The 18,564-nt window shown below is 69.7% G+C and carries 15 protein-coding genes and 1 pseudogene; 7 read left to right on the top strand and 9 right to left on the bottom strand.

Features of this window, described 5'->3' with window-relative positions:
• Positions 1-11 precede the first annotated feature (11 nt).
• The 3 genes from ACZ418_RS10960 to ACZ418_RS10950 all read right to left on the bottom strand — a co-directional run bounded on the left by ACZ418_RS10960 (position 12) and on the right by ACZ418_RS10950 (position 1,788).
• Positions 12-269 (bottom strand): hypothetical protein, encoded by a 258-nt coding sequence (locus ACZ418_RS10960; protein WP_468360256.1) that lies wholly within the window; start codon positions 267-269, stop codon positions 12-14.
• A gap of 90 nt (positions 270-359) precedes the next feature.
• Complete coding sequence (locus ACZ418_RS10955; RefSeq protein ID WP_468360793.1) at positions 360-1,400, bottom strand: fatty acid desaturase family protein; 1,041 nt, start codon at positions 1,398-1,400, stop codon at positions 360-362.
• A 184-nt stretch (positions 1,401-1,584) separates the two neighbouring features.
• On the bottom strand, positions 1,585-1,788 hold the full coding sequence (locus tag ACZ418_RS10950) for a cold-shock protein (RefSeq protein WP_468360253.1): 204 nt from the start codon (positions 1,786-1,788) through the stop codon (positions 1,585-1,587).
• A gap of 596 nt (positions 1,789-2,384) precedes the next feature.
• Between ACZ418_RS10950 and ACZ418_RS10945 the strand changes: the two genes are divergently transcribed.
• From ACZ418_RS10945 to ACZ418_RS10935, 3 genes are all read left to right on the top strand, one after another.
• Positions 2,385-2,657, top strand: coding sequence for a hypothetical protein (locus ACZ418_RS10945; RefSeq protein WP_468360250.1), 273 nt, complete (start codon positions 2,385-2,387; stop codon positions 2,655-2,657).
• A 66-nt stretch (positions 2,658-2,723) separates the two neighbouring features.
• Positions 2,724-3,938: a N(5)-(carboxyethyl)ornithine synthase gene (locus ACZ418_RS10940; RefSeq protein ID WP_468360247.1), complete on the top strand. Its 1,215-nt coding sequence runs from the start codon at positions 2,724-2,726 to the stop codon at positions 3,936-3,938.
• A gap of 219 nt (positions 3,939-4,157) precedes the next feature.
• A complete protein-coding gene (locus ACZ418_RS10935; protein WP_468360244.1) occupies positions 4,158-5,843 on the top strand; it encodes a ribonuclease J in 1,686 nt (561 codons plus the stop codon).
• Between the two features lie 213 nt (positions 5,844-6,056).
• Here the strand turns inward: ACZ418_RS10935 and ACZ418_RS10930 are convergent, their stop codons facing one another.
• On the bottom strand, positions 6,057-6,545 hold the full coding sequence (locus tag ACZ418_RS10930; RefSeq protein WP_468360231.1) for a GNAT family N-acetyltransferase: 489 nt from the start codon (positions 6,543-6,545) through the stop codon (positions 6,057-6,059).
• Positions 6,546-6,569: 24 nt separating this feature from the next.
• On the opposite strand from ACZ418_RS10930, the gene ACZ418_RS10925 reads away from it, so the two are divergent.
• Positions 6,570-7,139, top strand: coding sequence for a SpoIIE family protein phosphatase (locus tag ACZ418_RS10925; RefSeq protein WP_468360228.1), 570 nt, complete (start codon positions 6,570-6,572; stop codon positions 7,137-7,139).
• Between the two features lie 32 nt (positions 7,140-7,171).
• Here ACZ418_RS10925 and ACZ418_RS10920 read toward each other — a convergent pair whose 3' ends face one another.
• Positions 7,172-7,852, bottom strand: a complete 681-nt coding sequence (locus tag ACZ418_RS10920; protein ID WP_468360226.1) for a hypothetical protein — start codon at positions 7,850-7,852, stop codon at positions 7,172-7,174.
• 340 nt (positions 7,853-8,192) lie between these two features.
• On the opposite strand from ACZ418_RS10920, the gene ACZ418_RS10915 reads away from it, so the two are divergent.
• Together ACZ418_RS10915 and ACZ418_RS10910 are read left to right on the top strand one after the other, a co-directional pair.
• Positions 8,193-8,453, top strand: a complete 261-nt coding sequence (locus ACZ418_RS10915; RefSeq protein WP_468360224.1) for a hypothetical protein — start codon at positions 8,193-8,195, stop codon at positions 8,451-8,453.
• A gap of 73 nt (positions 8,454-8,526) precedes the next feature.
• The gene (locus tag ACZ418_RS10910) at positions 8,527-8,883 is read left to right on the top strand and encodes a hypothetical protein (RefSeq protein WP_468360808.1); all 357 of its coding nucleotides are present in this window, start codon (positions 8,527-8,529) and stop codon (positions 8,881-8,883) included.
• Between the two features lie 170 nt (positions 8,884-9,053).
• On the opposite strand, the pseudogene ACZ418_RS10905 reads toward ACZ418_RS10910, so the two are convergent.
• The 4 genes and pseudogenes from ACZ418_RS10905 to drmA form a co-directional block, all read right to left on the bottom strand.
• Positions 9,054-9,275 (bottom strand): annotated as a pseudogene (locus tag ACZ418_RS10905) (IS5/IS1182 family transposase); the annotation flags it as partial.
• Between the two features lie 402 nt (positions 9,276-9,677).
• Positions 9,678-10,454: a DISARM system phospholipase D-like protein DrmC gene (drmC, locus tag ACZ418_RS10900; RefSeq protein ID WP_468360221.1), complete on the bottom strand. Its 777-nt coding sequence runs from the start codon at positions 10,452-10,454 to the stop codon at positions 9,678-9,680.
• Positions 10,451-12,346 (bottom strand): DrmB family protein, encoded by a 1,896-nt coding sequence (gene drmB / locus ACZ418_RS10895; RefSeq protein ID WP_468360218.1) that lies wholly within the window; start codon positions 12,344-12,346, stop codon positions 10,451-10,453. Before drmB ends, drmC begins: the two co-directional genes overlap by 4 nt.
• A complete protein-coding gene (drmA, locus tag ACZ418_RS10890; protein ID WP_468360215.1) occupies positions 12,343-16,173 on the bottom strand; it encodes a DISARM system helicase DrmA in 3,831 nt (1,276 codons plus the stop codon). The genes drmB and drmA overlap by 4 nt, the downstream gene beginning before the upstream one ends.
• 181 nt (positions 16,174-16,354) lie before the next feature.
• Between drmA and ACZ418_RS10885 the strand changes: the two genes are divergently transcribed.
• Positions 16,355-18,526: a UvrD-helicase domain-containing protein gene (locus ACZ418_RS10885; protein ID WP_468360212.1), complete on the top strand. Its 2,172-nt coding sequence runs from the start codon at positions 16,355-16,357 to the stop codon at positions 18,524-18,526.
• The last annotated feature ends 38 nt before the right edge of the window (positions 18,527-18,564 follow it).

Raw genomic sequence — 18,564 nt, 5'->3', positions numbered from 1 at the left:
GGTCCGTGGTCTCACCCACAGGGACGTCCGGACGGAGGCGTGACGCCGTCGGCGGAGAGCCACCACAGTCTCGGGCGAAGCGGCTCGGTGGTGCGCTCCCGGACGCAGCCCTTCCAGACACCGAGGCTGTAGGCCAGGTCATCGGCGAGGCGCGTGACCGTCCAGGACAGGACCGGAGGACCGGGGCGGCTGCGTCGGTGTTCCAGCAGCGGGGGCAGACGGGCGGCTGCGGCCAGCGGCAGGGCCAGTGGCCACCAGGTTCGCGTCACGGCACGACCGAGCTGCTCGCCTGCCGCAAGGTGCCGCCTCCGCTCGGCCTGGCCGCGGTGGTCCACGGTCGGTCACGGACGGCGAAGTGATCAGTACTCCAGCTCGGGGCGCAGCGGGCCGCCGACCCTGTGGAGGTACCGCAGTACCTGGGCGTAGGAGTTGAAGAGCCCGGTCTCCTGGTAGGCGATGCCGTGCTGGGCGCAATACCTGCGCACGAGTTCCTGGGCATGCCGCAGGCTGGGTCGCGGCATGGAGGGGAACAGGTGGTGTTCGATCTGGTAGTTCAGCCCGCCGAGCACGAAGTCGGTGAACCGGTGGCCGCGGATGTTGCGTGAGGTCAGCACCTGCCGACGCAGGAAGTCGATCTTGTCGTCCTTGGCGAACACGGCCATGCCCTTGTGGTTGGGGGCGAACGAGCATCCCATGTACAGCCCGAACAGCCCTTGGTGCACGAGAAGGAAGCACACGGCCTGGACGGGAGACAGGACCAGGAACAGAGCGGCGAGGTAGCCGCCCAGATGCGCTGCCAGCAGTCCCACGTCGGCCAGCTTGGTTGTCCGCGAGGTTGTGGTGGCGGTGCGGTCGAGCAGCGCCCGTACACCGGCGACGTGCAGGGCGAGTCCTTCCAGAAGCAGCATCGGGAAGAACAGCCAGGCCTGGTGACGGGCCAGCCAGGCGTACGCCCCGCTGCGGACGCGCGCGTGGTCCTGGGTGAAGGCGATCGCACCGTCGGCGATGTCGGGGTCGCGGTCGACGTGGTTGGGGTGGGAGTGATGCCGGTTGTGCTTGGTGATCCACCAGCCGTAGCTGAGGCCGATCAGCAGGTCGGCGTGCACGCGGCCGAGCAGGTTGTTGACGCGCTTGGAGGCGGCGATCTGATGGTGTCCAGCATCGTGCCCGATGAACCCGGTCTGGGTGAACATCACCGCCAGGAAGGCGGCGGTCAGCAGCTGCCACCACGACTGTCCGATCAGCGCGAACGCGGTCCAGCCGCCGGCCAGCAGAAGCAGGTTCGCGCCGATCTTCACGCAGTAGTAGCCCGGGCGGCGCGTCAGCAGCCCGCTCTGCCTCACCTCGCGGCACAGCGCGGCGTAGTCGCTGCCCCGGCTTCCGGGCGGAGGCTTGGTCATCTCGGCGTGGCCCGCAGGATCGGGGCTCCGGTGGCTGACGTCAGTGGTCACAGTGTTCCCTTCGGGAGGTACGGCGCTGCCCAAGGCGCGAGGGGCGGGGTGCAGGATGCCGCACGCGTCGGACGTCGTGCGGAAGCCGCCCGAGGCAGGCCCACGGTGCGGGCCTGCCTCGGGAAGGGTGCCTTCAGAGCACGTGGACCTGGTCGGCCTGCATACCCTTGGGGCCCTGGCCGGCGGTGAACTCCACCCGCTGGTTCTCCTTCAGGGAGCGGAAGCCGTCGGTGTCGATCGCCGACTGGTGGACGAAGACGTCGGCACCGGCCTCATCAGGGGCGATGAAACCGAAACCCTTCTCCGCGTTGAACCACTTCACTGTTCCTTGAGCCATGTGACGTCTCCTTCGAGATGGCGGCTGGGGCGGAATGTGCGCGATCACGCGATCCCGGGCTGTTGGTCGCCGGCCGTCGAAGAAAACCCCGAAAACGACGAAACGCCCGCTGTCAAGAACTCCGCGGGCGTTTCCACGTTCGCAAACTTCAACTACAACCACTGCCCCCAACGTCCGGAGCGCCGGGAAGGTTCCCGCACGAGCCGGGAAGAGTTCGGTGACGCCTGGGCGGGTCGGCTCCGGCATCCGGCATCCGGCATCCGGCATCCGGCATCCGGCATCCGGCACGTGCCGACTCCGGCGAGGGAGTACGGTTGCGGCACCGCGGGCACCTCGCGCGCCGTCATCAGATTCGGCGTCGCCCTCGGACAACGGCACAGGCCGGCGTACACCGGATCCGGCCGGAAATGAGCCGCGACATGCCTCTTGGCCCGCACCGTCACGCCGTCTTCCGTATCCGGTCCCGCGCAGCGCGGTAGCAGATTTCCCGGCTTCCGGGCTGCCCGGGCACCAGGACATCTCGCGCACGACCCTGGGCCGCGGCCCGGCTGGACCGATCAGCACGACTTCGAACCGATCTAGAGGATGCGGGACACATGTATTCACAGGACTCGATCTCCGGCCGCCGCCGGGACCGCCCCGAACCGACCGCGGAGATGCTCTCCGGACTGGCCTGCCTCATCTGCGGCACCGACTACCGCGACGCACCCGCCCCGGAGGCGGTGGTGGTTTCCCACCGCGACGACGGGCAGCTCCTCGCCTGCCACGGGACGTGTGCACGCATGGCGAGCGGGTCGGTCGACGGTCTGGACGAAACGCCCCTCCCGCTGGACGAGCGCGTCCGCAGGCACCGGGCCGACGGCTTCTGACCCGGACATCCGGCAGCCACACCACGCACGCCGAGAGCGCAGCGAAACGAAATGATGAGGAAGCGTATGAGCCTGATGAGTCTCGGAGTCCTCGCCTCCTCCCGCAAGGAGAACGAGTTCCGCCTGCCGCTGCACCCAGCTCACCTCGACCGGATCGCGCCGGACGTACGCGGGAGGATCTTCCTGGAACAGGGCTACGGCGAACGGTTCGGCGTCGCTGACGACACGCTCGGACCGCTCGTGGCGGGCTTGCGCTCCCGCGAGCAACTCCTCGCCGAGTGCGACGTGTTGCTGCTGCCCAAACCCATGCACGACGACATCGCCGCGCTGCGTGAGGGCCAGGTGCTGTGGGGATGGCCGCACTGTGTGCAGGACGAGGAGCTGACCCAGCTCACCATCGACCGACGGCTGACACTCATCGCCTGGGAGGCCATGAACCACTGGACGTCCACGGGCGCCTTCAGCGTCCATGTGTTCCACAAGAACAACGAGCTCGCGGGCTACTGCTCGGTACTGCACGCTCTGCAGCTCGGCGGGCTGACCGGCAGCTACGGGCGGCGTCTGCGTGCTGTGGTCATCAGCTTCGGCGCCACGGCGCGCGGCGCGGTCACCGGCCTGGGCGCCATGGGGGTCTCCGACGTCACGGTGCTCACCCAGCGCGCAGCGGCAGCGGTGGCCTCGCCGATGCCCTCGGTCGTCATGGGCCACTTCGCACAGCAGGAGGGCGATTCGTCGCGCCTGCACACATTCACCGCGGCCGGTTCCCTGCCGCTGGCGGAGTACCTGGCCGGGTTCGACATCATCGTCAACTGCGTCTTGCAGGACACCGACGCGCCGCTCATGTTCGTCACCGAAGAGGAACTCACCCTGTTCCGGCCGGGGACCTTCTTCATCGACGTCGCCTGCGACGAAGGCATGGGCTTCGCGTGGGCCCGTCCCACCACCTTCGGCGAGCCGATGCCCACGGTGGGGACGGGCTGCCACTACTACGCAGTGGATCACAGCCCGTCCCACCTGTGGAACTCGGCCACGTGGGAAATCAGCGAGGCACTCCTGCCGTACCTGCGCAAGGTCATGAGCGGCCCCGCGGTCTGGGAGGCCGACCCCACGGTCAGAAAGGCCATCGAGATCCGCGACGGCGTCGTCCTGAACCCAAAGATTCTCTCCTTCCAGCACCGAACAGCCGCCTACCCCCACACCCCCCAGTCCCTGGCCCGCACCCCCAAGACCCCGGCCCCCGCCCTCACCCCGGTGCTGCACTCTCCCGCGCAGCAGGCCTGACACACCCCGGACCGAGCGTGGAGCCCTGTTCGAAATACGCTGCGTGCAGCAGGGGCCCGTGCGCCGTGCGGCAGCATCGCGGCTGCTGCATGGCCGGGGCCGGCCCGCAACCCGTGCCCACCTCCTGGACCGATGACCGCGAAAGGTGCCGCCGGGCCGGTATCGACGACGAGGTCGGCTTCGAGACCAAGGTGGCCATGGCGAAGGTACCGTCAGGGTATGAGTCATCCACACCCCGAACTGAAGGCCGCACCGCCCCTTGCCGAAGGAGGGCTGCGGGTCATCGCCCTGGGCGGCCTGGGTGAGATCGGCCGCAACATGACCGTCTTCGAGCACGCGGGCAAGCTGCTCATCGTCGACTGCGGCGTACTGTTCCCCGAGGAGACCCAGCCCGGTGTGGACGTGATCCTGCCGGACTTCACCTCGATCCGCGACCGGCTGGACGACATCGTGGCCGTGGTCCTCACCCACGGCCACGAGGACCACATCGGCGGCGTGCCGTACCTGCTGCGGGAGCGGTCCGACATTCCCGTCGTCGGCTCCAAGCTGACGCTGGCGTTCCTGGAGGCCAAGCTCAAGGAACACGGCATCCGGCCGCGCACGGTGCGGGTGCGGGAGGGCGACCGGCGTGGCTTCGGGCCCTTCGACTGCGAGTTCGTGGCGGTCAACCACTCCATCCCCGACAGCCTCGCGGTCGCGATCCGCACCCGGGCCGGGATGGTGCTGCACACCGGCGACTTCAAGATGGACCAGTTCCCTCTCGACGACCGCATCACCGATCTGCGCGCCTTCGCCCGCCTCGGCGAGGAGGGCGTGGACCTGTTCCTCACCGACTCCACCAATGCCGAAGTACCCGGCTTCACCACCTCCGAGCGAGAGCTGAACCCGGCGATCGAACAGGTGATGCGCACCGCGCCGCGCCGGGTCATCGTCTCCAGCTTCGCCAGCCACGTGCACCGCATCCAGCAGGTCCTGGACGCCGCCCACCAGCACGGCCGCAAGGTCGCCTTCGTCGGCCGGTCGATGGTCCGCAACATGGGCATCGCCCGTGACCTGGGCTATCTGAAGGTCCCCTCCGGTCTGGTCGTGAGCACGAAGGAGCTGGAGAAGCTCCCGGACCACAAGATCACGCTGGTGTGCACCGGCTCCCAGGGCGAACCGATGGCCGCGCTGTCACGGATGGCCAACCGCGACCACATGATCCGCATCGGCAAGGACGACACCGTCCTGCTCGCCAGCTCCCTCATCCCTGGCAACGAGAACGCCATCTACCGGGTGATCAACGGACTCACCCGGTGGGGCGCCCACGTGGTCCACAAGGGCAACGCCAAGGTGCACGTCTCCGGGCACGCCAGCGCCGGCGAACTCGTCTACTGCTACAACATCGTCAAGCCCCGCAACGTCATGCCCGTGCACGGCGAATGGCGCCACCTGCGGGCCAACGCCGACCTCGCCATTCGCACCGGTGTCGACCCCGACCGGGTCGTCATCGCCGAGGACGGCGTCGTCGTCGACCTGGTCGACGGACGCGCATCCATCACCGGCAAGGTCCCCGCCGGCAACGTCTACGTGGATGGCATGGAAGTCGGCGGCGCCACCGAAGCGTCCCTCAAGGACCGCCTCACCCTCGCCGCCGAAGGCGTGGTCACGGTGGTGGCGATCGTCGACGCGGACACCGGCGCCCTCGCCGAGGCCCCCGACTTCCTGGCCCGGGGCTTCGTCCACGACGACGCCACCTTCGAGCCGGTCATCCCCGTCATCGAGAAGACCCTGGCCACCGCAGCCGAGGAAGGCGTCGGGGACGCGCGCCAACTCGAACAACTCCTCGCCCGCGCCGTGGCGAACTGGGCGTTCCGCACCTATCGCCGCAAGCCCCTCATCATCCCCGTCATCATCGACGCCTGAGCCATAGCCCGGCAGCACGGTCCCCGTTCCGGCCGCGGCCCCGCCCGCGACGGACTCCACGGTCGGTGCCGCCGCACGCCTCTTCCAGCTCGTCGGCCTCGGGTGAGGGAGAGGCCGCCGGCGCAGGCGATCCCCTCGCCAGGGCAGAGACGACGGCACACACGGAGCGCGCCATGCAGGCGAAGCCGGTGCCCTGCGAACCGGCACACCGCGTCATACCGAAGGAATGCGAAACTCGAATTCGGGACGGTCCCACGGGACGGCGGGCGGGTTCGCGAGGGCGGTCCCGATCCGTACGGCACCGACGCGGTGGTAGAAGTCCTCGGCGGGAAGATGCGACACGACCATGACACGGTCGAGCCCGGCGGCACGGGCCTCGGACTGCATGTGCGCGACGAGCAGTCGTCCAATACCCCGTCCTTGCGCTTCGTCGGCGACGAACAGCAGGTCGAGCTCCGGTGGAGCGAGGACCAGCGAGTAGAACCCGAGGACCCGGCCTCCATGCTCATCGGCGCCGACGGCCACGAAGGCACGATGGGCCTCGATGTAATCAGGACCCACCCGGTATCCCGCGACTGCGGCTGCGTACTTACCCTCGTAGGCGCCTGAGCCACGCACGAGCCGTGTGAGCCGTCTGGCATCCCGCGCGACGGCCCTCCGTATCGTGATCGGCTGACTGATCGGGGAAGTGCGTGAACTCATCGGGAGAGTATTTCGCACCGGGGGGTGCCTTCGTGCGGAGGGGTCGGCTGCTCGGGCAGGCGTTCCTGCACCGCTCCCGGGAACCACTCGTCCAGACCCCGCCCTGCTCCTGTCCGATACCGTCGGCAGCGCGGGCAGACAGAGAGCCGGAGCGCTCATCGAGGCGTTGCGCGAGCGGCGCCAGTCCGTGGCCACCCTCGTCCTCGCCCGGCTGGAAGGCCGGGACACGGGGCCCTGGACGCTTCGCTGGACCAGTGCCGGGCACCCGCCGCCCCTGCTGCCGGCCCCGGCGGGAACACGCAGTACCTCGAAGCCGGGCAGGGACTGATTCTCGGAACCCACCTGGGCGTCGGCAGTCATCGTCCGAGTGCCGCTCGCGCCCTGCCGCCGGGGTCCACGCTCCTGCTGTACACCGACGGCCTGATCGAGGCTCCGGGCAGCGACCTGGACAGTGGGCTCGGCCGACCGCGCCGCCATGCCCTCGCCCTCGCGCACGAACCGCTGCACACCCTGTGCGACCAGCTGTCCGCCCGGATGCCACCCGGCAGCACCGACGACATCGCCCTCCTCGCCCTGCGCCTGCCCGTGCGCTGACCGGGGCGGGCCGTGATCGATGACGGCGCTGCTCACGCCCCCGCGGTCAGCACCAGCACGTGGCACGAGCCGGGCGGTCCGGCCGTGCGGGTGTCGTCTCCGGCGCTCCGCCACCCCCACGACCTCAACGTCTCAGCCATCCCGGCGTCCCGGGCTTCCACCAACGTGACTCCGAGCGCGGCGCCGTGGTCGGCGAGCAGTCGCCGCTGCAGGCGCCGGGCGAGGTTCCAGGCACGGCCCTGGTTCTCCCGGCGCACGCGGGACGGGACGACGATCCCGGAGACGACGAAGAGCCGCCCGGGGGCGACGCGGCGGAGCAGGCTCTCCCGAACGTCTCCGTCGAAGCCCGCCCACCACGGACCGGCGCCGCCCACGGGAAAGCCGTAGGCGCATCCGGTCAGGACCGTGGTCTCCGCGATCAGCAGCGAGAACCCCGGTCGTCGTGCGTCGGCCGCGAGGTGTCGCAGGAAGGCGGCACGCGCCTCGTTCCACGCCCAGGGGCCGCCGCCGGAGACCTCCGCGTACAGGTCACCCAGCTCCTGCAGGCGGTCCTCGACCTGGCCGCGCGTCAGCGGGCGGAGGCGTTCTCCTTCGCGGGGCGAGGATCCCTGCTCCCGCATCGGTCGGCCCGGCCTGCGCGTGTGCGACCTGCCCGGTGCCGGCTGGGGCGCGGGGAGGTGCGAGGTCGTCGGGAGGAGCATGTGCGCGCTCATGGGTCGAACCCTGCCCCGGGCGCGGACCAGGGCCCACCCGGTGTCGCCGATCACCGAGAGCGGCACCGGTGCCGGAGCCGGTGCGCGGCATGCCCTCGGTGTCTCCACCGTACTCCCGGCCGGGCCCGCCACGGTGGCGCGGCGGCGGCCGACGACTGCGACAGCCGGTTCCGGGAGAGCACCGGTCTTCCGCGAGGGGTCGGTCGTGGCACGCACGCTCCCTTGCCCGGCATACCCTTCAGAAAGGGGGTGGCCGTGGTGACGCGCCGCAGTCCGCACCGACGACGGGTCGGGCAGCGACCTCAGTCGGGGTTGCACCCCCACCTGCCAGGAGGTCCGTATGAAGCACGAGCCCTTTCCCTCCGAAGGCCGCGCCGAGGTCCGCATCGTGGCCGCGACGCCAGAGGTCGCCCGGCGCGTCGCCGAAGTGCTCCGGCACTGCTTCGCCTCGACCGAGCAGCGCAGCTATCCCGCGGGCCGCGCAGGAGGCACCCGGCTCCACATCACCCTCGACACCGCTCAAGCGGCGGAACCCGCACAGTCCTGGCTCACGACCAGCACCTCGACAGAGCAGACACAGACACACGCCGACGAGGCGTGACCCGGATCCGAGCGGCCCGAGGATCCGCCGTCGCCTCGTCCCGGCGCGGCCGTCAAACCGGAGAACGACAGCCATGACGAAACTCCGCGAACGCAAGAACAACCGGAAGGCGGTCCTGCGATCCCTGTACGGGGCCGTCGAGCGCAACCGCCCCGAGGTCAATGGATCGGCGCTGCGCGCCGAGCTGGCCCTGCCCGACGAGGACCTCTCCGCCGCCTGCGCCTATCTGACCGACGAGGGTCTGATCAGCGTGGACTGGACCTCACACCACACCCCCGCCACCGTCTCGCTGACGCACGAGGGCATCCGTCTGATGGAGGAACTGGAGGAGGAAGAGGAGGAAGAGGAGGAACAGGAGGACCGGGTGAAGCCGGAGGAGGCACAGCCGGACTCGCGCAGCGCGACCGGCGGTGCCGTTCCCGGCGAGTGACGAAACGGGCAGTCGTCCGACGGCTCCCGGGACGGGACCGCACGATGGAACCCGGCGGAACACCGGCCGAAGGCGCGTCCTCGGCCGAGGCGCACACGTATCGCATGCCCACGCCTCGCCTGGCCCTCACTTCGGACGTCAGCCACGGCCCGTTGGACGGGGCCTGGTGGCGGAGTGTCGGCGGCGATCCGGTCGATCGGCAGCAGGGTGCCGTCCAGGATCACAAACGCCTTCGCCGAGGCCGTCTTCATCGCCTGGGTCAAGGCCGGCGCGAGGGCGGCCAGCACGTCGACGGCTTCGCGGACGTGGCGGTAGACGGTCGCGATCCCGATGCCTTGTGCCCCGTGCGCAACAGCAGCGGCCATGGCGGCGTTTCCATGGCCCTGACAGCGGTGGCCGCCGTCCTGCTGGGCATCGCGGTGCTCGGCACCCAGGACGACGTGGTCAGCCAGCTCGACAAGCCCGACCAGACGTCCACCGCCGCGGAGTCCCTGATCGCCCGACTGCCCCGTCTGTCGATGATCACCGGCCTGTTCGCCCTCACCTGGCTGATCGTGGTGGTCCTGATGATCGTCCGCCCCGGCTCGACGACAGGCGCATAACGGCTCAACCACCGCAGTGAACCCGGCGCTCTGCCGATGGCTGTTGACGTGGTCGTGCTGTTCAAAAGCATGCGACCCTGTTGCAACTCATCCAGCGCCGCCGGGACTGCCGCTGCTTCGCGTGTTCCGCGACCGCCTGCTGACCGTCTTTTCGATGGCCGTAGACGGGCAACTGCCTCACCGCCGAGAGGGCTAAGCCGCTCGTTCAGGTCCGAAAGGCCTGAGTATGCCAAGACGTTGCAGCTCCACGATGTGCTCTGCCGCGCGCCGCGGTGCTTCCCCACCGTTCACCAGCACACCAGCCTCGATGTTGCGCTGAGCCGCGGACTCGGTCAGGTTGGCACTGCCGAGGAAGAGGGTGCGCCGGTCGGCGACCGCAAGCTTGGCGTGCTGGCGTGAGCGCCCCTGTTCGGCCGGGTTCCGGGCCCACACCCACAGAATCAGTCCGGGCACGGACGCAAACGCGTCGGCAGGCTCCTTTCCCGAGAGAAGTCCGCCCGCGCCTGCCAGCGTCTCGACCACGACGTGCATCTCCACGCCTCTGTCCGCAGCCTTCGTCAGGGCTCGGGTCAGCGCCGGATAGGGACGGGCCGCGTACGTCATGGCCAGCAGTTCGTGCTGCGCCCCGTTGATGACCTCGATGAGCACCTGGGCTGTGGCGCGCACCGGTACGGCCGGTGTCGATGGGCCACTCCACACAGTGCGAACCTGGACCGTGTCCCGGGCCTTCCGCAGGGCAGCGACATAGCCGCGTACATAGGCAGCCGCCTCTGCGGGTGGCACCGACTCCGACTCCATCGCGCCGCAGAGTCGCGCGACGGCCTCGTCGACTCCCGGGGTCGCCAGTTCGGTCAGTATCCGTTCCCTGGAACGTGCCTGGGCCAGCAGGCCGGCGAGGTCCTTGCTTCGGGAGAGTCCGAGGGCCGCGACGGCGGTCTCGGCAGCGGCCTCGAACGCGGGGCGGCTCACGGCAGTAGACCGACCGGCGTCAGCACCGGGTCCTTGTCCTCGGCCAGCGGAACGAGGAAACGGCGATCCAGGAACCGATTGCCGCGTTCGCACGTGGTTTCCGACACGAACAGGCAGACATGACACGCGGCTCCGTGAAGGAAGTCGGCCGGGTCGTGCGGCAGGCGTTCGGCGCAGAGCGGGTCGGCCGAGCAGTGACCGGCATCGGTCAGAGCCCGGCGCACGATCCGGTCGAACTCCCGCTCCTCGGCGAGGGAGACGAGCCCGCCCAGAGTGCCCTCGGAATCCGGAACCGCGGTGTAGATGAGAATGCCGGTCCTCGGGTTGTGTTCGTCTCCCGCGTAGATCCGTTCGGCGAGCGAGGCGGAGTTGTAGCCGCATTCCAGCGCGATGGTGCGGATCAGCAGATGGGAGAGGGTGTGCAGGGCGATGTACCGTGCTCCGGGCCAGCCGTAATAGGGATCGAAGTCGCTGGTCTTGCGGTCCGACTTGCGGTTGGCGCGGAACCGCGCGTACGCCTCCCGGTGCGCCTCCATCTGTGGCGACTTGTCCATGCGCGCGGCCCACTCGGCCATCAGGTCGTCCCGCACACGCAGGAAGACGCCCTCGCCGCGCACCTCGCTGGCCGGCACCCAGTTCCGGGCCCCGCGGGACAGCTCGACACGCGTGGCGATCTCCGGCGATTCCGGGTCGGGCGCATCGAGTCGTGTGAAGCCGATCAACGCCCGTGCCTCACGCAACCGTTCGACCTGCCGTAGGTCGGCGAAGAGCTCGCTCAGAAGGGCCGGAACCGGGATCTGGCGCAGTGCGAAGTCGTCGCTGGGTGCGGGGACGGGCCCGGAAAGTGCTTCCCATTCGGGTCCGAAGAGGTCGGCTTGGACGTCGGGTGCGGAGGGAGCCGGTCCGGCCGTCCCCTGCTTGCGGGCTGTGATCGCCGCCACCACCGCGTTGGCGTCGAACTCCTTGAGGAAGGCGAACTTGGGCATGCGCGCCATGAAGTCGAACTGCCCGCGGTCCTCGATGAGTTCCAGGTCGGGCCAGTGGTCGTCGAGGAGCTTGTCGATGTCTCCGCCCTGCGCCCTGGGCAGGGCCAGGGCGCTGAGGGTGAGCGGGAACCACTGGTTGGACGCTCCGGCCACCATCAGGACCGGCTCCTGCTCGCAGCCATTCGGCTCGTAGGTGCCGAGGTGCGGGTGCCGTCCACGGCATGAGGGCAGGTTACGGCGGCCCCGCTCGCCCATGGCTTCCCGGATGTTGCGCTTCACACCGCAGGCGACGCACTCGATGGTCACGTTGGCGGCCTGGTTGCCGCCGTGGTCCTTCATGCGCAGTTTGGGACGCGGCGTCTTGCCGCATGCTTGGCCGTGGTGGACGTACGCGGTGTAAGGGAACTCGTCGAGATGGCCGGCGGTGCAGACCAGGGTGAAGCGGGCGGCCACGGCGAGTGGTTTCCCGCGCTTGCAGTCGTGGACGAACTTCGCCTCGTGCGGTGCGCGTGGGTTGGAGTTGACGAAGGTGAACTCCCCTGAGTCGATGGCGGCCAGCACGTTGCACGCGGTGCAGCGCAGCCACTGCGGGAAGGGCGTGACGGGAACTCCCACCCCCTGGGCCGCCCAGCCCTTGGGGTCCGTGTCGGCGCCCTCGAGCCAGGGAGCGGCGCGCAGCTGCTCGACCTGTCCGCGTCCGTAGCGCTGCAGGGACCGGTTGACGGCGGCGCGGAGCCGCGGCTCGTCGATGTCGTAGTCGGTGACACCGGAGTGGCTCCAGGAATCGATACCCCGGATGAGCACCGAGAAGTTGGGCAGGTCGACAAGGGCGCCGACACCGGCGGTGAACATGAGGTGGCTCGGCCGTACGGCACCGACCCTGCGGTTGCTGCCATGGGTGCTCATCGCTGCGCCTTCCTGACCGTGTCGGCCGTGACGGGGCCGTACTCGTCGCTGTCCACGGTGGTCGCCGTGTCGGGATCGGTGTCGGAGTCGGTCCCTGAGGCGCCGAACGACCAATCGGGTCCACCGCCCGAGGGCTCTTCCAGGAACGCTCCTCCGCCAGGCAGGAGCAGGTTGATCTCGTTCTCCGTCTCACGCATCGACATACCGACGGTGAGCTCGGTCCACCGGGACCCGTCCGCCCGCCTCAGCAGTCCGTTCACGACGGTCGTCTTGTGCTTCTCCTTGCGGTAGCCGAGCGCCGAGTTGCTCTCGTCACGCCTGCGGCGCCATTCGTCCTTCAGTCGGTCCAGCCGTTCGCTCAGATATTGGCGGGGCCGGTCGCCTCCCACCCGTTCGGCACGTTCCAGGAGCCGCCGTTCCACGTTCTGCGCGAGCGGTCCGTCGAGGTCGACGTCGTGGGCGTCGAGGTTGCGGGAGGTGTCGTAAGCCGCGTGCCGCAGGGCGGCGACGTAGGTGGCGGCGACGCCCCGGTCGAGTGCGCGGCGGGTGTACGGGGTGACGGAGAGGGCCTCCACCTGGCGGTAGAAGGTCGCGTGGTAGTGCTCGAAGTCCTCGTAGTGCGCGAGGTCGCGGGGGCGCGACCAGTTGTAGAGGGTCACCACCAGGCCGGGACGTGTGGCGTCACGGCCGACCCGGGAGGACGCCTGGATGTACTCGGCGGTGTTCTTGGGCTGACCGACGACCAGCATCAGGCCGAAGCGGGAGACGTCGACACCGACCTGCAGCATGGAGGTGGCGAGGACCACGTCCACGGCCTGACGGACGGTCGGCGTCATGGAGGCACGGGGTTCGCGCTTCTCCTTCACTGCGGCCGCGTACTCGCGCAGGAGGGCTCGGCGTCGGACCGAGGTGTCACGCTCGGGGTCGAACTCGATCTCCAGCCGCTTCAGGGCGGCGCCGATGTCCGCCGAGGAGATACGTGAGGTCAGCTCCTGAATGCTGAGCATCCCCGCTCTGCTCACGATGCGGTCGGACAGCGTGTCCTGGCCCTTGCGGCTGCCGTTGGCGCGCACACGGGTGGTGATGTCGTCGTCCATGTACCGCCGCATGCCGGCGAGTTCACGCGTGGCGTTGAAGTAGCCGACGAGGGTCATGTACGGGTCCGCCGGCCTGCCGTAGTCGTCGAAGAGCTGCTGCCCAGCGAGCAACAGGATCTCCGCGACGCGGATCTCGGCCGCCTTGAGACGCGTGCCGTGCGCGCACACGCCGAGATAGCGACGGCCGGGGTTCTCCCTGCTCAGCTCCACCTGCCGGGAGAAGAACGTGTCGCCGACATCGAGCACTTGGGGCGGGAAGACGGCGACCTCGCGGCCGAAGACACCGCGCACCTGGTCGGCTGCCCGCTTGGTGGTCGCGGTGGATGCGACGATCTTGGGACCGGTTTCCCGGCGCCGTCCGTCGGCGTCGGAGAAGCTCCACGTGCACAACTGGTCGATGGCGGCTTCGAACAGGCCCACGGTGGTGCCGAGCGCCCCGGATATCAGGTGCAGCTCGTCCTGGATGATCAGGTCCGGGGGCCGCAGGCGGGTGACGGGCTGGGCGGTGACACCCGGCAGGTCGCCCCTGGCGTTGTGCCGGGCACCGCAACCGGTCTTGGCGTCCAGGTCGTCGTGGCGGTAGCCGTGGCGGGGGCACAGCTCGGTGACCCTGCCGAACAGCAGCCCGGCGTAGCCGTTCCACGGGAGCTGGGCGAACTTGTCGACCGTGGCGATCAGCAGCGAGGGCGCGAGCCGGTAGATCTCCTCGTCGACCGTGAGGACGGGAATGCCCTCACCGGGCGCCTCGCGGCGGGAGAAGGGGCAGCGGTCCTCCCCCTCACCGCGCGGGCAGTACAGCAGTATGCGGCGGCGTCCTTCGTCGTACTCCATGTTGGAGCGGGCGGTCAGTCCGCTGCCGCACCAGGGGCAGGTGAGGACCTGGAGGACGCGGGCGTGCTTGTCGCTGGCGTTCTCCTTGGCTTCGGCGATCTGTTCCTTCGCTTCCTCGAACCAGTTCGGCGAGACGGAGGTGCCCACCCAGAGCCCGATGCGGAACGGCGTGGCACCCCAGCGCCGATCCCGCGCGAACTCGTGGCGGCGCAGGACTTCACAGGCGCTCACCAGGGCGGCAGCGCGCTGGAACTGCTGGGCTGTCAGAAGCCGCAGGGTGTAGCGCATGAGGACGCCCACCCCTGCCTCGCCGCTGCGGGCCTCGGCTCCCGAGCCGATCGTGCCCTGCAGGCGCCGCAGCGCGAAGGTGTAGGCGGCCAGGCCCAGATACGCCTCGGTCTTGCCACCACCGGTCGGGAAGAACAGCAGGTCGACGAGGGCTTGGCGGCCGGTGCCGCGGTGCGGGTGTCCGGGTTCGGTGAGTGAGGCGATGTTCAGCAGGACGAAGGCGAGCTGGAACGGACGCCAGCTGGCCGCCGCCTTGCCCTTGCCGTGGACCTCGGTGTGGGCCTCGCGGTAGGAGAGGGGGTCGTTCTCGCGGCCGGTCCGGGCGGCTGCGATGACGGTGTTGCGCCGCTGCAGGGCCATGGCACGGTTGGCGAACCGGAAGGCCGTCAGGGCGGTGTCGTCGGCCACGAGCCGGTCGATGCCGAGGGTGATGCGGTCGCAGACCTCAAGTGCCTGCTCGATCGCGACCTCGGCTGACTCGCGCAGGTCGTCGGGGAGCGAGCGGGCGGCGTGGCGCTGCCGTTCCAGCCAGGCGGCGTACCCGTCGGCCAGCGGAGCGAGGGCCGCGCTGAGTTCGCCCCGGCGGTCGGGCACGGCGAGCGCCGCCAGTTCGTCCATGCCCAGCTCGAGCCCCTGGAGCAGCTCCTGCTCCTCCAGTGACGGCGCGGTGGTGGCTCTCACGTCGTACTCGGGGAGCCAGACGGTGGTCAGGCGGTGGGCGTTGCGCTCGCCCTCACGGACGTGCGCGTGGACGGCGACATTGCGGCCCTTGGCGTGGCTGAGGCTGTCCCGATACAGGAGGCGCAGCCGTCGCTCCTCGGCGTCTTCCGGCACGTTGCCGTGGCCGGGCGTGTCCAGGGGATCGTCGACCGGCAGGAAGACCGCGGCCTGCTCGTCGGGAAAGGCGGTGACGTCGATCTCGGTCTGGAAGAGCCAGTGGGCGTCGCGTGCGTCCCGGGTGTCCGGCTGCCGGTTCACCAGGGCCAGCTCGACTATGCGCAGATCCTCTGCGCCCGTACGGCCGGAATGCCGGCGTACCTGGACGTCGAGGACCACGGCATCGCCGTCGAGTTCTACGGCCCGGTCGGCTCCGCCGGTCACGTCGATGTCCACCAGGCGCTCGACGGGCTCGCGCGACCAGACCCTGCGGGTCGTGCCCCGGTCGGTGGCTTCCTCCGACTGCGTGTAGCGCCCCCAGCGGACGGTGGCGCTGAGGGTGCCGACGGAGGCCGGGACGGTGAAGGACAGCCCCATGGAGGACGCCCAGATGTGTCCGGCGGCCTGCGGGCTCAACCGGTCCTGCAGGTCACTGTCGTCGCCCTCCTGCTCGTCGCCCGACTCGCCGTCCGCGCTCTGGGCGGCCGCACGGGCGATGCGGTCGGTGGTGACGGTCTGGGGGCGCGGACCGAGCATGCCGACGAGGTACCGGTCGCGTGGCCCGGAGGAGGCGCTCGGCAGGGTCTCCGTCTCGCCGTCCCAGGGGCCCAGCAGATCCCGGCGGATGTAGGCCACGAGTGCGTCGCGGACCGCGTAGGAGTCCCCGGGGCGGAACGTCTGGGGGACTTCGTCGAGTGGGTGCGGTACATCGGCCTGGGCAGGCTGGGCCGGCATGCGGTGGGTCCTTCCGGACGGATCCGTTGAAGTACGGGCTTACGCCGAGGGTGTGACGGCATCAGAAATATAGATCGTTGACTGAGTTCACACAACGATTATGGGGAGTGCCGTCGCTCGGTATCCCATCGGTCTTTAGGCTGTTGCACGCCCACCGCCCGCCTGCGACCCGAGGACGCCCATGCCCCGTCTCGCCCTTTCCGACGACTTCGTCGCGGATCTGATCTCCTTGCAGAGACCGGTCCAGAAGGAGGTCAACGACGCGATCCAGATGTTCCGGAGCCTGACCGTGCCTCAGCTCCATGCCAGCAAGGGGATGCATCTGGAGAAGCTCGAAGGGGCGCGCGACCCCCGGATCCGTACCATCCGGATCACCAGGTTCTACCGGGGTGTGCTCCTCGCCCCGGACGACGGCAGCGAGCTGTACACGCTGCTGCGGGTCGCTCCGCACGACGAGGCGATCAACTGGGCCTGCAAGCGTGCCTACTCGGTCAACGGCGCCACCGGCGCCCTCGAGGTGCGCAACGTCGAGGCGCTCGAACAGATGGAGACGTATTTCGAGACGAAAGCGGTCGAGACGCCCGCCCGGCTCTTCGCCAAGCACTCCGACACCGTGCTGCGCGACCTCGGTATCGACGAGCAGGTCCTGCGACTGGCGCGCGTGTGCGTCACAGCCGACGACCTGGCGGTGATGGCCCCGCCCATGATGCCCGCTGATCAGTACGAAGTACTGGAGTACCTGGCGGCCGAATACTCGCCCCAGGACGTCTGGGAGCAGTTGATCGCGCCGCGCGGGCAGACGGTTCGCACGGCCGAGGACCGCCCGGCCGTCACCCTCAGCGAGGCGCTCCTCAACACGCCCAACCGCATCGTGGAAGTGACCGGTCCCGGCGAGCTCGAACGCATCCTCACCGAGGACTTCACCCGCTGGCGCGTCTTCCTGCACCCTGCTCAGCGCCGGTACGCCTACCACCCCGGCTTCAACGGTCCGGCCCAGATGACGGGCGGCCCCGGCACCGGTAAGACCGTCGTCGCCCTGCATCGCGTACGGCATCTGCTGCGCACCGGGCGCGAGGGTGACCGGATCCTGCTCACCACCTTCACCAACGCCATGGCGGCCGCCCTACGGGACAGCCTGGCCTTGCTGCTCGGTGACGCCGACGCCCATCTGCTCGACCGTGTGGACGTCACAACGGTGGACTCGTTGGCCGCGCGGGTCATACGCGAGGCGCGGGGCAGCTCACCGAAACCGCTGTCGGCTGCGGCCGAGAAGAGCGCCTGGACCCGTGCCGCCGCGCGCGAGGACCTGCCCTGGTCGGAGCGTTTCCTGTCCCAGGAGTTCCGCAACGTCGTCCTGGCCCAGGGATTGCGCACGCCTGAGGAGTACCTGCGGTGTGTGCGCCGGGGGCGCGGCACTCAGGTGGGGCGGGTGCAACGCGCGCGGCTGTGGCGGGTCATGGAACGGTTCACGGGGGATCTGGCCTCGCGCGACTCGGCGACGTACACCATGCTGTGCGACCAGGCCGCCCGGATTCTGGGCGAGAAGGGGCCGCGCTATCGTCACGTCGTGGTGGACGAGGCGCAGGACCTCCACCCGGCCCAGTGGCGGGTGCTGCGCGCCTGCGTCGCTCCGCGGTCCGACGACCTGTTCCTCGTCGGCGATCCCCACCAGCGCATCTACGACTCCCGGGTCTCGCTGCGCTCGCTGGGCATCGACGTGCGCGGACGAACGTCCCGGCTGCGCGTCAACTACCGCAGCACCGAGGAGATTCTGCGCTGGTCGGCGTCCCTTCTCGACGGTCAGCCGGTGGGCCGGCTCGGTGAGGACGACGACGAGGACGGCGGCCGGGACTCGCTGCGGGGCTACCGTTCCGAGCTGCACGGCCGCGCCCCGGTGGCCCGGGGCCACGCCAGCCAGGACGAAGAACTGCGCGCACTGGTGGAACAGATCCGGATCTGGGTGGACCAGGACGGGGTCAAACCGTCCGAAGTGGCGGTGTGCGCCCGGTTCAACACGGTGGTCGACGCGGTCATCGCGCGCCTGCGCCGGGAGGGCGTCCCGGCGGTCGCGGTCAAGGACGACCCGGGGCCGAAGGTGTCGGGTGTGCGTGTGGCGACCATGCACGCGATGAAGGGGCTGGAGTTCCGCTGCGTGGCCGTCGTGGGCGTGACGTCGAGCGTGCTCCCCTTCGCACCGCAGGTGACGCCCGTCGACGAGGACGCCGTACAGCACCGTTCGGACCTGCTGGCCGAGCACTGCCTGCTCTTCGTGGCCTGTACGCGGGCGCGCGACGCACTGGCGATCTCCTGGAGCGGTGAGCGGAGCCGCATGCTGGACCCGGTCGCCGGCTGAGACGCGCAGAGCCCTGTCACACGGACCGGAGGACCATG

The sequence above is a fragment of the Streptomyces sp. NPDC030820 genome (assembly GCF_055572075.1).
This window is presented reverse-complemented; position numbering and strand designations above follow the sequence as displayed.

What these genes read in the sequence shown, in the direction of transcription:
- ACZ418_RS10955 (WP_468360793.1), bottom strand. Translation starts at nt 1,400, where the DNA reads ATGACCAAGCCTCCGCCCGGAAGCCGGGGCAGCGACTACGCCGCGCTG.
- ACZ418_RS10915 (WP_468360224.1), top strand. Translation starts at nt 8,193, where the DNA reads ATGAAGCACGAGCCCTTTCCCTCCGAAGGCCGCGCCGAGGTCCGCATC.
- ACZ418_RS10920 (WP_468360226.1), bottom strand. Translation starts at nt 7,852, where the DNA reads ATGAGCGCGCACATGCTCCTCCCGACGACCTCGCACCTCCCCGCGCCC.
- ACZ418_RS10910 (WP_468360808.1), top strand. Translation starts at nt 8,527, where the DNA reads ATGACGAAACTCCGCGAACGCAAGAACAACCGGAAGGCGGTCCTGCGA.
- ACZ418_RS10940 (WP_468360247.1), top strand. Translation starts at nt 2,724, where the DNA reads ATGAGCCTGATGAGTCTCGGAGTCCTCGCCTCCTCCCGCAAGGAGAAC.
- ACZ418_RS10950 (WP_468360253.1), bottom strand. Translation starts at nt 1,788, where the DNA reads ATGGCTCAAGGAACAGTGAAGTGGTTCAACGCGGAGAAGGGTTTCGGT.
- ACZ418_RS10930 (WP_468360231.1), bottom strand. Translation starts at nt 6,545, where the DNA reads ATGAGTTCACGCACTTCCCCGATCAGTCAGCCGATCACGATACGGAGG.
- ACZ418_RS10935 (WP_468360244.1), top strand. Translation starts at nt 4,158, where the DNA reads ATGAGTCATCCACACCCCGAACTGAAGGCCGCACCGCCCCTTGCCGAA.
- drmA (WP_468360215.1), bottom strand. Translation starts at nt 16,173, where the DNA reads ATGCCGGCCCAGCCTGCCCAGGCCGATGTACCGCACCCACTCGACGAA.
- drmB (WP_468360218.1), bottom strand. Translation starts at nt 12,346, where the DNA reads ATGAGCACCCATGGCAGCAACCGCAGGGTCGGTGCCGTACGGCCGAGC.
- ACZ418_RS10885 (WP_468360212.1), top strand. Translation starts at nt 16,355, where the DNA reads ATGCCCCGTCTCGCCCTTTCCGACGACTTCGTCGCGGATCTGATCTCC.
- ACZ418_RS10945 (WP_468360250.1), top strand. Translation starts at nt 2,385, where the DNA reads ATGTATTCACAGGACTCGATCTCCGGCCGCCGCCGGGACCGCCCCGAA.